Below are 13729 nucleotides of genomic sequence, written 5' to 3' on the forward strand. Positions count from 1 at the left end.
ACTCAGGGAAGGCGCGAGAGACGTTGTTTGGCGTGGGGAGCGAACAGCGAGCTCGGGTAGGCGGCCAGAAGAGCTTGCCAGGCCGCCTTTTCGTCCGCGTTTCTACCCAGGTTCTCGAGCGCACTGGCGCGCCCGGCCATGGCGTCTTCGCGAAGCTCCACGGCGCCGGTTCCGAGGTACCGGTCGAACTGCAGCAGGGCCTCGTTCGCGCGCGCGCTGTCGAGCTCCAACCGACCGAGCGTCACGTACGAGGTGACAGCCTCGGGAGACCGCGGATACTTCGCCTGTAGCTCACGGTACAGCGAGCGGGCGGTGGCGACGTCCCGTGCCCGTCGCGCGTCGTTGGCGAGGGTGAAGAGGGTGGCGGCGCTGCGTTCCTCGGTCGTGGCCTTTCGCGGACTCGCGCTCGGAGCGGCGATGGCCGCCGACGGCAACGACGAGACATCGAGGGTGGGCACGGTCTCTTCCGTCGGCTTCGGCGACGGAACCGCCGGCGAAGGCGGCGTGGGGGCGGGCGTCGTTGCGACGACGGGCGGTCCCTTGTCGGCCGGACCTTCGAGCGTGCTTTGCCGATGCGTGAACGCCATCGCGGCAGCGGCAACCGCGAGCGAGGCGGCGACGGCGAGGGGAGCCCACTTGCGGCTCGCCATCGAAACGACGTTCGACGGCTGACCGAGCGAGCTCTTCGCGAGAACCGCGTCGAGGTTCCGCGCGACGAGCGCCGAGTCGCCGGGGCGCGCTTCGTCGGCCGGCAGCGTTGCCACGAGCCGCGCGAGAACGCGGTCCGCGACGTCGTCGCGCGGCGTTCCGCTGTCGTCATCGTGAGTGGTCATGGTCATCGAATTCCAAGAGCTCGGAGAGCTCGGGTGTTTCCAGGATCTTCTCGCGTAGGGTCTGCTTGGCGGTCTGCAGACGTCCACGCACCGTGTTGACCGGCACGCCTACGATCTCCGCCGTTTCGGCGACGGAGTGTCCGAGCACGGCCTGGAGCACGAGCGTTTCGGCATGAGCCGGGGACAAGGAAGACAGGAGTTCGTGCAGAAGCTGTTCGCGCCGTTTGGTGACGAAGGCCAGCCGTGGATTGGAGGTGTCGTCAGGAACGGCTTTCTCGAAGCCCAACTCTTCCAATTTGCGGTGCTGGGTTCGTGTGTTGCGGATCGTCTCGAGCGCGCGGAGCGTCGCCACGCGTCGGGCATAGTGCCTGACCGAGCTCTCTCCTTTGAAGGTTCGGAGGCCGTCCAGCACGCCGATGAGGGTGTCCTGGAGGAGGTCTTCGAGGTCAGGATGGGAGGCGCCGAGGACCCTCCTCAACGTTCGAAGGACGATGGGGCCGAGCTCCACGCAGAGCCGTCGCGTGGCAGAGGTGTCTCCGCCCAGCGCGGCACGGATCTCCTCCGACAGTGGGTCGGGGGAGGCCTGCAAGGATCGAGGATCGACCAATGCCAGCATCCGTAGATCCTTCCCGTAGCGTCAGCGGGCGAAACGGATCGGCCAGCCCGAAAAAGATGTGGGTGTGGCTCGCATCCCGGCGCTCGTCGCTCGCCCCGAGCCCTGCGGCGCAGCTTTCTTCCGTTCTTGACGCCGTCGTGCGATGGGGTGAATAGCTCCGAAGCTCTCGGGCGTTCCCTCGAGGAATCACATGGACGCAAGGGCATCGCATCACGGGAATCACGGTCTTTCGGGCTCGGGCGGCTCGTTGGGCGCCTCCGACGCGCGCTCGAACGGCAACGAGGACTCGGACCTTTCGAGCGGCCGCTTGCCCGAGGCGCCGCCCTCGACCCCGAGCCGCCGCCAGACCGATGCGGCCGACAGCGTCCGCGTCCTCAAGCCTCGTCGGGCGGCCCCCGCGGACGCTGTTCGCCCGACCCGTGCGGAGGTGAACCTCGCTGCGCTCCGCCACAACCTCCGGGTCGTGGCTCGGCACGCCGGTACGGCTCAGGTTTGGCCGGTTCTCAAGGCGGACGGCTATGGCCACGGCGCCCCGGCGACCGCGCGTACGCTCGAACGAGCCGGCGCTCAGGGCTTCTGCGTGGCCCTCCTCGAGGAAGCTGTCGAGCTTCGCGACGCCGGCGTTTCTTCGCCGATTCTGGTGATGGGCGGCTACTACGGCGGCGCTTACGAGGAGATCTCGGCGCGCGGCCTCATCCCGGTCGTCTACGACATCTCCCATCTCGAGGGTCTCTCCCGCGCGGCGCGTTCGACGGGGCGTCCGGTCGAAGCTCACCTGAAGGTCGACACGGGCATGGCGCGTCTCGGCGTGCGCATGGCCGATCTGGAGCGCTTCGCGGCCTCCGCGCTCGCCCATCCCGACGTGAAGATCACCGGCCTCATGACCCACCTCGCGTGCGCCGAGGTCGGCAACGATGGTGCGACCGATCTCGGCGGCTTTACGGCCGACCAGCTCGCGCGCTTCGAAGAGGCCACCGCCCGACTCGCGAGCGTCGGCATCACGCCCCGCGTTCGGCACGCTGCCAACAGCGCCGCGATGCTGCGAGGGCAGGGAATCCTCGATGCTGTCCGCCCGGGCCTCGCGGTCTTCGGCGTCGCTCCGGCCGGTCTCAGCACCGAGCTTCGTCCCACGATGCGCGTCCGCACCGAGGTCGTCGACCTACGCACGATCGAGCCGGGCGAGAGCGTCGGATACGGCGCGCTCTTCCGCGCCACGCGCAAAAGCGTCATCGCCACGGTGCCCGTTGGTTATGCCGACGGCCTATCGCGCCATCTCTCGAACCGCGGTCACATGCTCGTGCGCGGCCGGCGTGCGCCCATCGTGGGCGCGGTCTCGATGGACATGTCGATGCTCGACGTCACCGACGTGCCCGCCATCGGCCTTCGCGACGAAGTCGTCGTGCTCGGTACTCAGGAAGGCGCGCTCGGCAAGGACACGATCTCGGCCGAAGAGGTTGCCGGTCACGCGGGAACGATCCCGTGGGAGATCCTCACCTCCATCTCGCGCCGCGTTCCGCGCTTCTACCGCGAGCCCTGAGCCGAACCGCAGGTGCGCCCACGTGCGCGGAAGCCCGCCCTCCGCTCGAAAACCGGAGTAGACTCCGCGCGTGGCGGAGACGGCCGGCGACGCTGAAGCACCGAAGACGCGAGGCATCCTCGCGATCGTCGACCACGTCGTCGATCCCGTTCTCGACCTGTTCGACGACGTCGGGGCCACGGTGCTCCTGTTCTTCCGCGCCGTCGTGTGGCTCGTTCGGCCGCCGCTTCGTGTTTCGCAACTCTTGCTGGCGATCGAGTTCATCGGCGCGGGCTCGCTCTTCATCGCGGGCCTGGTCGGGATGTTCACCGGCATGGCCTTCACGGTCAGCACGATCGTCGGCTTCCGTCAGTTCTCCGCGGAGGGCATGGTCGGTGGCGTCGTCGCACTCGCTCTCGCGCGTGAGCTCGCACCGGTCCTCGCGGCGGTCGTCGTCACCGCGCGCGCCGGCAGCACGATGGCGAGCGAGCTCGGCAACATGCGTGTCACCGAGCAGATCGACGCCATCACGACGATGGGCGTGAGCCCGATTCAGTACCTGGTCGTGCCGCGCATCCTCGCCACGACCATCACACTCCCCATGCTCTCGCTCGCCTTCAGCATCGCGGGCATGTTCGGTTCGTGGGTCGTTGCCGTCCTCTGGCAAGCGATCGACCCGGGCGTCTTCTTCGATCGCGTCGAGACGTTCGTGAAGTTCGAAGACGTCCGCATGCTGCTCATCAAGAGCGCCCTCTTCGGCGTCATCGTGAGCACCATCTGCTGCAAGAAGGGCTTCTTCGCCTCGGGCGGTGCACGCGGCGTAGGTGAGGCCACGGCGAAGGCCGTCGTGTCGAGCATCGTCGCCATCTTCGCCGCGGACTACGTCGCCACCACCGTCATGACGGACATCTGAGTCGCCCGAACGCGGGAAGCGCGCGGCTCGACATCTGCCGCGCGCCTGCTCGTCGACTCAATAGCCGGCGTCGGCTTCTTGGTCTTCGAGGCCTTCCTCGTCGAGATCTTCCTCCGAGGCGTCGTCGTCGTCGTCGTCTGCGACCTCATCGGTACCGACTTGCCACTGGGCGATCACGGCATCGAGCATCGAAGCTTCGTTCTCGTCGAGTCCGTCCGCGCCAGCTGCGTCCTGCAGCTGATTGGCGATGCTGGCGAGCGTTTCCGCTGGGAAATACTGGCCGAAGATCTGGACCGTCTCCGACAGGAGCGCTTCGTCGCCCGCGAGCTGTCCGGCGTTCTCGAGGATCCCCTCGGCGTCTTGGTGACCGCCGAGCTGCTGCAGCACCGGTCCGAGATACTCGCCGATCCGACCGACCTCTTCTTCCGTCAGGCTTCCGTCGGCGCCCGCGCAGGCGAGGAACAGCGCGGCAAGACGCGTCTCGATGTGATGTTCACCTGCCGCGTCGACGAGCGCGGAGTACGTCTCGTCATCCATGTTCCCGAGAGCGGTCGTGACGTCTTCGAGCATCGACTCACTACCGTCGCTCCAGGTGCTCTCATCCGCGGGCAGCATCTCGACGTTCCGGATGATCCACGAATCGCCGTAGTTGTAGTCGGTGTTCATGAGGTAGCGATACGGGATGTAGCAGTATCCCTTGTCGCCCCATTTCGGGCCCCACGAGTTGCGGACGACGAAGACTTCGTCTTTGTCCGAGTAGCCGACGCAGAGCATCGCGTGTCCACCGTGCGACGCGCGACCCACTTCGTTCGGCGTGGGCATCGGCACGAGGCCAGCCTTCTTCTGCTTGTCGAACGATTCGAAGAGGGCCATGCCGAAAATGATCGGATAGCCCGCCGCGAGACTCGTCTTCCATGCATCGAGCTCGACGGGCACGAGCTCCGCTCCTTCGATGGAGAAGCCGCTCGCCTCCCGGTACGCGTCGACGCTCGGCTTGTCGTTGACGATGCCGGGATCGAACGGCCAGGTTTCCTCGGACGGCGCACCGTATTGCTTGAGGCCTTCGACGATCTGGTGGAGCACCGAGCCGCCGTCCTCGATCGGGCCGCCTTCGAGCTCGCGTGCGTTGTAGTAGATGAAGAGACGGCTCACGTCGTACGCCTCGTCGCCGATGTGGCGCTTCATCAGGTACTCGTAGGCGCCCGCCGCGGCGTTGGCAGCGCAAGAGCTGGTCTGGCCCTGATCTTCGACCGGCGTGAGCTTCGGACGAAGATCGACCTGGGCCGGAAGCTTGCTCACCTGCGCGCTCGACGGGTCGAACGACTTGGCGCCACTGGGGGCCGCTGCGAAGCGATATCCACCGAGTGCGCGGTGGCTTCCATCGGGGCGCTTGAGAACCATCGAACTCGCGTTAGCCATGAATTCCTCCGGAACAGGTGCTCCGTTGTGACTGACGCGCCTTGCTTGTCGAGGTCGCAGGTGTTCCGCGAAGAAACGATCGTGAGGCGGAAAATACTCGTCCTGTCCGGCAGTACTCGTTCAAGAACGATCGCTCCAGCGCAGGCCGTCAGCGGAAGTTCAAGGAATGACGCGACGCTTGCGCAGGTCGTCGAACATCCCTTCGAACATCGCGCTCGTGTCGACGAACTCGTGGAAGCCGAAGCGCCGAGCCTTCGTTCCATCCGCGAACATGTCGTAGTCCCACGAGAACACGAAGTCGGCGAAGCGCCACGACGACACGTCGCGATACGGTGTCGACGCGAGTCCATACTTCTCGATCATGGAGTTCCAGAGTGGCTCCTTGTCGGCCATCACGACGTCGAGCGACATCGGCAGCGGCGGAGCGACTTCGAGGTCGAACCAGCGACCAATCTTCGGCCACATCTCGTTCCAGCGGAACAGGTCGCCGTTGTTGACGTTGAACGCCTGGTTCGCGGCGCGCTCGTTCGTGGCGGCCCAAACCGTTGCGCGCGCAAGCAGGCCGGCGTCGGTCATTTCGAGAAGCTTGTCGTACGCCCCGGCCCTGCCGGGGAAACGAAGCGGAATGCCGAGCTCCTTGGAGATCGATGCGTAGACGGCGATGGCCATCGAGAGATTCATCGGATTGCCGAGCGCGAATCCGCTCACGACCGACGGTCGGATCGCCGACCAACTCCACGCTCTCCCCGCCGCACGGCTCTCGAGCAACGCCTGCTGATCGACGTTGAACTCCGGCGGCATGTGGGGCGGGTCGCTCTCCCGCGCCGGCGTCTTGAACGGCCCGAGATGCGCGCCGTAGACCTTGTAGCCTTGCATGAGGCTCACGTGCTGGAGCCTTCGTGCGGTCGGCTCGACGGCGTCGAGCACGTTGCGCAGCATCGCGACGTTCGGCGGGACGAGCTCTGCCCACGTTGGCCTGTCCTGGTAGGCGGCGTAGAACACGTGCGTTACGTCCCCGAGCGCGCCGAGCTTTCGTCGCGTGTCGTTCGCGTCGAGCAGGTCCGCCGAGACGTGGAAGACGCGTCCGGTCGAGCTCGATTCGCGCCGCGAAACGCCGATGACCTTCCAGTCGTCCAGGCTCGCCAGATGGTCGACGAGGTTTCTGCCGATCACACCCTGGGCGCCGATCACCAGCGCCACCTTGTCACTCGTGCTCATGGTTGCTCCGTCCTTTGCGCGGTCCGCGCTTCTCATCGAACGAAGGCAAAAATGGCCGTTGCCTCGGCCGTGCACTAGAGTCGGCGCAGGAACAGATCGTGTGAATCGAGTTCATACGCGAGGAGCCCCCTCTCGTGAGCTCTCCTGAGCTCTCGCGAGCGCTCGAAGGAAAGGGGGAAGGAAGGTCGAGCTTTGGCGCGCAATGACGTCAACCGTTCCGGAGAGATGGCGACGTTCGTGCGCGTCGTGGAGCTGGGCGATTTCTCCGCCGCTGCCCGAGCGCTGCGGATGACGCCCTCCGCCGTCAGTAAGCTCGTCGCGCGCCTCGAGGAGCGGCTCGGTGTGCGTCTCTTCGCGCGCTCCACGCGCAAGCTCCGTCTGACGCCGGAAGGATCGACCTTCTTCGAGCGTAGCGTGCGCATCCTCGAGGAGATGGACGCGGCCGAGCGCGCAGTGGCCTCGGGGACGGCGCCGCGCGGCAAGCTACGCGTGAACAGCAACATCCCCTTCGGACATCACTGCCTGCTGCCCGCGCTTCCGAAGTTCCTCGCGAAGAATCCCGACATCACGGTCGACGTCGTCCTTACCGACGCCATCGTCGATCTCCTCGAAGTCCCCGCCGACGTTGCGATCCGAACAGGACCGCTGCGAGAGTCGTTTCTCGTCGCGAGGAAGCTCGGAGAGAGCCGGATGGTCGTGGTGGCGTCTCCCGCGTATCTCGCGTCACGAGGCACGCCGCGAACGCCCGAGGATCTCGAGGGGCACAACCGGCTCGACTTCTGTTTTGCACGGCACCGTGACGGCTGGCCGTTCCTCACGCCGTCCGGCGTTTCGAAGGTCGTCTCCGCCGCGGGAAATGCGCTCGTCAGCGACGGTGAGGCGATGCGCTCGCTCGCGCTCGCCGGCCTCGGAATCGCGCGTCTGGCGAGCTTTCAGGTGGTCGGCGACATCGAAGCCGGGCGCCTCGTACCGCTTCTCGAATCCTTCAGTACCCGGGAGACCGAACCCATCCACGCGGTCTTCGTCGGCTCTGCGTCGCGCCTTCCTTCGCGCGTCCGAGCGTTTCTGGATTTTCTCGTCGAGAACGTTCACCTCCGCTGACCCCCCCCCGAGGGTCATGCGAGGGGCGAGGTTCGGTGGCGTCAGCCAGGAGGCGCGACGCTGTCGCGTGCCGGGGGCCGCACGCTGAGCGGGCGGGCCGGGCGTTCGCTCACGCGGCGCGTGGTGCTGTCGTTGAGGGCGGTCATCCACTCGTCGAAGAGCTCGGCGCGGAAGTCGAGGTCGAGCTTCACACCGGCTTCGACGGCGGCGTACATCGAGCTGTCGGCCGTGACGGCGAAGAGCATCGTGGCATCGTCCGAGTGCCCTTCGTCACGAGGTCCGTGGCGATCGAAGAAGTCCATGTCGACGTGCGGGAAGGCGCGCTTCGCGACCGCGGCAAGGACCGGGAAGCTCGGCGGGATCGTCGCTTCGGCCGACGCGAGCACGGCGCACGCAACGGCGAACGACTGGCGCTGGACGACGTCGTGGAGGTGTTCGTTGATGCGAAGGATCGACGGAAGCGTCGGCATTGCGTCCGCCGTGGCTTCGCTTACACCAATCGAGTCGAGCATCTTGAGATACATGCTCGGATGGCAGGCCGAGAGGTCACCGCAGCCCATCTCCTCGTAGATGTTGTCCATCAACGCGAACCGCGCCCTCAAGTTCGGCGCACGGCCGCCGAGCGAGCAGAGCAGGCCCGTGAAGGGGGTGACGATCTTGTAGAAGCTCGTGAGGACGAACGAAACGACTCCAGCCGACGGATTTTGCCGCTCGAACGTCGACATGAAAGGATGCGCGAAGAAGCGATGCGTCTTCGCATTACGAAGAACATCGCGGAAGAACCTCTCGTTCTCGATGGCGCGGCTGCTGACGAAGTCGACCGAACTGTACGGACTCTTGAAGTGTTCCATGAAGTGCCCCCGTGTCGCTGTGGTCAACTGCACCTTTGAGGGTGAGGCTGTCGTGGAAGTGTGATCTTCCAGTCTTGCCAATTTCAATATTGACTCGATTTCGCAGGAGACGATTCGTCGCGTGACGAAATAATCAAAATAAGTGTTCGTCAGTGTGAGAGGTGAACGCGGGTCGCTTCATTCAATTCATGGTCAATTCTTGCGGGCTTGGCCGCCGAACCTACGCCTCGATACGCGATCGCCAGTAGAGTCAAACACGCTGTCCAATACGGCTTTTGCGCGTCACCTCTGACCCGCCACACGACGACTCTCTACGTGCCGCTACGCAGCGCCGCGAGACCCCCGCTCTGCTTTCGATCCGCCCCGAATCTCAATGAAACATGGGTTTGCGGATCAAAGTCAATCACGACCCCAGATGCGTCGATCGTTGGCAAACTTGGCGGTAGAGCGCATGGTCGAAAACGACACGCGACCCCCACGATCAAGCGACGGCGGGCGAGCCGGCAGGCACGGAGCCGCGGTGTCCGATCCCACCGCCCACCGGCTCCCCAGGTCCGACCGACATTGACCAAGCCGCCGCAGTCGCGTCTCGAGACCCGACCGACAGTGACCGAGACCCGACCGACAGTGACCCCCGGGTGACCGAGACCCGACCGACATTGACCCGCGGGCGACCGAGATCCGACTGACAGTGACCTTGGCCGCCGAGAGGTGACCGAGATCCGACCGACAGTGACCAGGCCGCCGAGGGCGCAGGTGAGCGAGATCCGACCGACAGTGACCTTGGCCGCCGAGGGACCCGGACTGACGGACATTGACCAGACCGGACTGACATTGGCCAAGGCGTCGCAGACGCTGGCAAAAGCCCCGGCGCGGTCGCGTGCGATCACACGTCCTGGATCGGATGCGATCTGCATGCATGCGGCGAAGGGCCGCTTCGTGAGACATTCCGCCCTCATGGTCAGGTCGACCGCTCGCGGAGTGAGCCGAATATGCGGCTTCGGGGTGGCTGGTGCGCGATCGTGTGTCTATATGATGGGGCCTGCCCGAATCTCGGGCTCCGGAATCGACGAAGGGGGAAGACGATGGCCGCGTTGGAGGTCACTCAGACGAGCGCAGTAGAGGCCGTGGCCCTGCACGGATTCAGCGATGCGCGCGAAGCTGCCCAGGCAATTTTCGGCCTGATCCACGAGATCGTGGGCATGCGCGTCTGCGTTCTCACGCGGGTCGAACAGGCGACGAACACGCTGACCGTCCTCGAGGCGTTCGACGGCGTGGGCCTCGGTATCGACGCCGGCTTGGTGCTGCCCGCCAGCGAAATGCCGTGCGATTACGTCACGCGCTCGGCCATGCCGCTGCGCGAGTCCGACCTCGATCTGCATCCGGTCTTCCGCAATCTCCCGGCCTGCAAGCGTCTCGGTCTCCGTTCGTACATCGGTGTTCCGCTGCGCCGGAGCGACGGAACGATCTGGGGAACGCTCGCCGCCGCCGACACGATCCAGCGAACGTCCACGGCAGCGCACGAGCAGACGCTCACCGTCCTCGCGCGACTCGCGGTTCTGGAGTTCGAACGCGAAGAGCAGCGCGAGGCCCTGGCCGCCCACGCGCGGATGCTCGCCGAGCGGCTTTCCATCGTGGAGGCACTCGAGGAAGAGCGCCTGCGGGCCGTGCGCCTCCAGACCATGCTCGAGGCGACGGCGACCGTCAGTCACGAGATCAACAACCCGCTCACGGTTCTCCAGCTTCGGCTGAATCGCCTCATCAAGCGCTGCGCCTCCGGCGATGCGGAGTCCGCCGACGATCTGACGGTTGCCTACGAGGCGTCCGACGAGATCAAGTACGTGACCATGCAGCTACGCAACGTCGTGCATCCCGTCAGTACCCAGTACCTGACGGGATCCACGCGCATGCTCGATCTCACTGCGTCGACGGCACGCGGGCGCCGCAGCAACAACAACGGCTGAATCGTTACTTCGAGAGCTCCAGCATCCGGTCGATGGGAACCTTGGCGGCCGTCATGAGCGCGCTGTCCATCTCCAGGCGGGGCTCGAGATCACGCAGCGAGAGGTAGACCTTCTCGAGCGAGTTCTTCTTCATGTGCGGGCATTCGTTGCATGCGCAGTTCGCCTCTGGCGGGGCAGGGATGAAGGTCTTGTCCGGAGCGGCCTTGGTCATCTGGTGCAAGATGCCGGGCTCGGTCGCGACGATGAACTCACGCTTGTCGCTCTTCGTGGCGAAGTTGAGGATGCCCGTCGTCGAGCCGACGTAGTCGGCCATTCGCAACACCACGTCTTCGCATTCGGGGTGCGCGAGGACCAACGCGTCCGGGTGACGAACCTTCAGTCCCGCGATCTTCCGCTCGCTGAAGGTGTCGTGGACGATGCAGGTGCCCGGCCAGAGGACCATGTTGCGACCGAGCTTCTTGTTCAGGTAGCCGCCCAGGTTCTTGTCGGGCGCGAAGAGCACGGTCTTGTCCGCCGGGATGTGCGAGACGATCTTCTCGGCATTCGACGACGTCACGATGTAATCGGACAGCGCTTTCACGGCCGCCGTGCAGTTGATGTAACTGACCAAGACGGAGCCCGGATATCGCGCTTTCCACGCCGCCACCTTCTCCGCGGGCGCGCCCGAAGCGAGCGAGCAGCCCGCTTCCAGGTCCGGAATGACGACGATGCGGTCGGGGTTCAGGATCTTCGCGGTCTCGGCCATGAAGTGCACGCCCGCGAAGCAGATGACGTCGGCTTTGGTCGTTGCCGCGGCCTGCGCGAGCTGCAGGGAGTCACCGATGAAGTCGGCGACGTCCTGGATGTCGCTGTCCTGGTAGTAGTGCGCAAGGATGACGGCGTTGCGCTCCTTCTTGAGCCGAGCGATCTCGTCCTCGAGGTCGAGCGACGGATCGATGGGCGCGGAGGTCGTGGGAGCAGCGCGCCCGGCGATGGGCAGCGTCCGAGTCATCATGATGCCCTTACCCTAGGGCCGCCAAGCCGCCCGGTAAAGTGCGGTCGAGCCATGCACGAGGGCAGGGCAGAGCCGGTAGACCCGCGCAGGCCTACCGCGAACCCAGCAGTTTCTGTGTCAGCCGAGCGCCGAGCGCCTCGCTCATCATGCCGGCGACCATGTCCTCGATCTTTCGCCGGTCCTTGTCTTCGGCGAACACGAACTGGATGCCCATCCCGGCCGGCTTCTCGTCGGTGGCGTCGATTTCGCGAACGACCCACTTCACGATGCCTGCGAGCTCGATCTTGACGATGTCCGCGCCCTCGGCGCCTGCGCCGCTCGGGCTCACCGCGGGAACGGTGAGGACGAACATGAACTCCGTGCCGACCTCGAGCGGTCGCGTGGTTCGAATGAACGTGCCGCCCTTCGAGATGTTCTTGGTGTAGTCCGCGAAGAACGTGTTGAGGCGCTTGTAGTCGACGCGCAGCGTGATGGGGGCGCGGTCGTCCGTGCGGCGGTCGTCGTTCGCTTCCGGCATCGAGGGGGAGGATACCTGATAGATTGCCGGCCATGGGCAACGTCTTCCGGGGAGGCCAGCGCGGCCGTGTTCTCGGCAACGTGCTTGGCGGGGCGCTCGGGATCGTCGAGGAAGCCAAAGACAGAGTCACGACCGCGGCGAAACTCGGCAACGGAAGCGGCCTCGTCTGGGCGCTCACGTGGCCCGGCGCCACCGAGCTCGTACGCATCCTGCGGAGTGGCTCGCAGAACCCTTCGCTCATCTATCGGCTCCACGCCACGAACACGCCGAACAAACTCGCCCTCGTCTGGCGGGGGCGACGCTGGACGTGGAAACAGCTCGATGCCCTGGTCGATCAGCTCGCGGCCGGGCTCGAAGCTCGCGGCATTTCGCGGGGCAAGAGCATCATCGTGATGACGAAGAACCGCGCCGAGTTCGTCCAGCTCGGTGCCGCGACTGCGCGGGTTGGCGCCGCGGCGGTCAGCATCTCGTGGCGTTCGACCCCTCAGGAGCTCGCGTTTCTCGTGAACGACTCAGGGGCCGTCGGCATCCTCACCGAGCCCGAGCTCCTCCCGACCATCGAGGCCGCACGAGCCGAGCTCTCACCGGAGTTCCTGAAGAACGTCTTCGTCACCGGCTCGCCGGCGCCGCCTGGTGCTCTGTCGTTCGAGGCGCTGTTCGAGGTCCCCAATCACACGTCGGGGCACACGTCGGGGCACACGTCGGGGCCCGACGCGCTGGTCGACGAAGAAGCGGCCGTCATCATCTACACGTCGGGGACGACCGGGAAGCCGAAGGGCGCGGTTCGCAAGTTCCCCAAAGACACCATGCAGGCGGCGTTTCGTTTCATCAACGAGACGCCCATGCGCACGGACGACGTCCACCTCGTCGCGTGTCCGCTTTACCACTCGACGGCGTTCGGGTTCATGGCGCTGTCGCTGCTGCTCGGCAACACGATCGTCCTGATGGACGAGTTCAAGCCCGAGACGTTCCTCGAGCTCGTCGAGCGTCACCGGGTGACGACCACCGCGGTCGTTCCGACGATGATGCAGCGCATTCTCGACCTGCCCGAAGAGACGAAGCAAGCGCACGATCCGCGGTCGCTGCGGATCGTGTTTTCTGGTGGCGCGCCGCTGCCCGCGCCGCTCGCGATCGACTTCATGGATCGCTTCGGCGACGTCGTCTTCAACTTCTACGGCGCCACCGAGACCGGGCTCGTCACCCTGGCGAAGCCCGCGGATTTGCGCGCCGCTCCCGGGACGATCGGCAAGGCGGTTCCCGGCAACGACATCCGCTTGCTGACCGATGACGGACGAGAGGTCGCGCAGGGCGAGGTTGGCGAGCTCTTCGTGAAGAACAAGCTCCTCGTCGCCGGCTATCACCACGACGAAGCGGCCACGCGCGCGAGCATGCACGACGGCTATTTCAGCGTCGGTGACCTCGCGAGGCAGGACCACGACGGGCGCTACTTCATCGAAGGTCGCAAGCGCGACATGGTCATCACCGGTGGCGTCAACGTCTACCCCGCAGAGGTCGAGGGCGTGCTCGAAGCCCACCCCGACGTGATCGAGGTCGCGGTCGTCGGCATACCCGATCGCGAGTGGGGCGAGCGCGTGCGCGCCTTCGTGGTCTTGCGACCGGGGGCGAGCGTAGACGAGGGCGTCCTCAAGACGTTTGCACGTGAACGACTGGCGGGGCCGAAGATTCCGCGCGACTTCGTGTTCGTCGACGCGTTGCCGCGAAACCCGACGGGCAAGGTCCTGAAGCGCGAACTCCGCGCACGGACCTAGAGCCGCCCCGTCCGCGAA

The 13729-nt window shown here is 65.7% G+C and carries 12 protein-coding genes; 5 read left to right on the top strand and 7 right to left on the bottom strand.

All coding sequences use genetic code 11. The features are described 5' to 3' along the window. Positions 1 to 2: 2 nt before the first annotated feature. Positions 3 to 833, bottom strand: coding sequence for a tetratricopeptide repeat protein (locus AKJ09_RS29265; protein ID WP_146651157.1), 831 nt, complete (start codon positions 831 to 833; stop codon positions 3 to 5). Next, on the bottom strand, positions 817 to 1449 hold the full coding sequence (locus tag AKJ09_RS29270; protein ID WP_146651158.1) for an RNA polymerase sigma factor: 633 nt from the start codon (positions 1447 to 1449) through the stop codon (positions 817 to 819). The genes AKJ09_RS29265 and AKJ09_RS29270 overlap by 17 nt, the downstream gene beginning before the upstream one ends. A 190-nt stretch (positions 1450 to 1639) precedes the next feature. Here AKJ09_RS29270 and alr point away from each other — a divergent pair, with 190 nt between their 5' ends. Continuing rightward, positions 1640 to 2986 carry an alanine racemase gene (alr, locus tag AKJ09_RS29275; protein ID WP_146651159.1) on the top strand — a complete coding sequence of 449 codons (1347 nt, stop codon included), beginning with the start codon at positions 1640 to 1642 and terminating at the stop codon, positions 2984 to 2986. A gap of 70 nt (positions 2987 to 3056) precedes the next feature. Continuing rightward, complete coding sequence (locus AKJ09_RS29280; RefSeq protein WP_240488625.1) at positions 3057 to 3878, top strand: MlaE family ABC transporter permease; 822 nt, start codon at positions 3057 to 3059, stop codon at positions 3876 to 3878. A gap of 57 nt (positions 3879 to 3935) precedes the next feature. On the opposite strand, the gene AKJ09_RS29285 is transcribed toward AKJ09_RS29280, so the two are convergent. Beyond that, complete coding sequence (locus AKJ09_RS29285) at positions 3936 to 5297, bottom strand: C1 family peptidase (RefSeq protein ID WP_146651160.1); 1362 nt, start codon at positions 5295 to 5297, stop codon at positions 3936 to 3938. Between the two features lie 159 nt (positions 5298 to 5456). Beyond that, on the bottom strand, positions 5457 to 6515 hold the full coding sequence (locus AKJ09_RS29290) for an SDR family oxidoreductase (protein WP_146651161.1): 1059 nt from the start codon (positions 6513 to 6515) through the stop codon (positions 5457 to 5459). Positions 6516 to 6707: 192 nt separating this feature from the next. Here AKJ09_RS29290 and AKJ09_RS29295 point away from each other — a divergent pair, with 192 nt between their 5' ends. Further along, a complete protein-coding gene (locus tag AKJ09_RS29295) occupies positions 6708 to 7616 on the top strand; it encodes a LysR family transcriptional regulator (protein WP_146651162.1) in 909 nt (302 codons plus the stop codon). 41 nt (positions 7617 to 7657) lie between these two features. Here the strand turns inward: AKJ09_RS29295 and AKJ09_RS29300 are convergent, their stop codons facing one another. After that, entirely contained in the window at positions 7658 to 8467 is an 810-nt protein-coding gene (locus AKJ09_RS29300) for an iron-containing redox enzyme family protein (RefSeq protein WP_146651163.1), read from the bottom strand. A 1085-nt stretch (positions 8468 to 9552) separates the two neighbouring features. On the opposite strand from AKJ09_RS29300, the gene AKJ09_RS29305 reads away from it, so the two are divergent. Continuing rightward, entirely contained in the window at positions 9553 to 10431 is an 879-nt protein-coding gene (locus tag AKJ09_RS29305; protein ID WP_169927965.1) for a GAF domain-containing protein, read from the top strand. Positions 10432 to 10435: 4 nt separating this feature from the next. Here AKJ09_RS29305 and nadA read toward each other — a convergent pair whose 3' ends face one another. Together nadA and AKJ09_RS29315 are read right to left on the bottom strand one after the other, a co-directional pair. Further along, positions 10436 to 11425, bottom strand: a complete 990-nt coding sequence (gene nadA / locus AKJ09_RS29310; RefSeq protein WP_240488626.1) for a quinolinate synthase NadA — start codon at positions 11423 to 11425, stop codon at positions 10436 to 10438. A 91-nt stretch (positions 11426 to 11516) separates the two neighbouring features. After that, positions 11517 to 11942 carry a PilZ domain-containing protein gene (locus AKJ09_RS29315; RefSeq protein ID WP_146651165.1) on the bottom strand — a complete coding sequence of 142 codons (426 nt, stop codon included), beginning with the start codon at positions 11940 to 11942 and terminating at the stop codon, positions 11517 to 11519. Between the two features lie 32 nt (positions 11943 to 11974). Between AKJ09_RS29315 and AKJ09_RS29320 the strand changes: the two genes are divergently transcribed. Then, on the top strand, positions 11975 to 13711 hold the full coding sequence (locus AKJ09_RS29320) for a class I adenylate-forming enzyme family protein (protein ID WP_146651166.1): 1737 nt from the start codon (positions 11975 to 11977) through the stop codon (positions 13709 to 13711). Positions 13712 to 13729 lie beyond the last annotated feature (18 nt).

Source organism: Labilithrix luteola (assembly GCF_001263205.1).
GTDB classification, from domain to species: domain Bacteria; phylum Myxococcota_A; class Polyangia; order Polyangiales; family Polyangiaceae; genus Labilithrix; species Labilithrix luteola.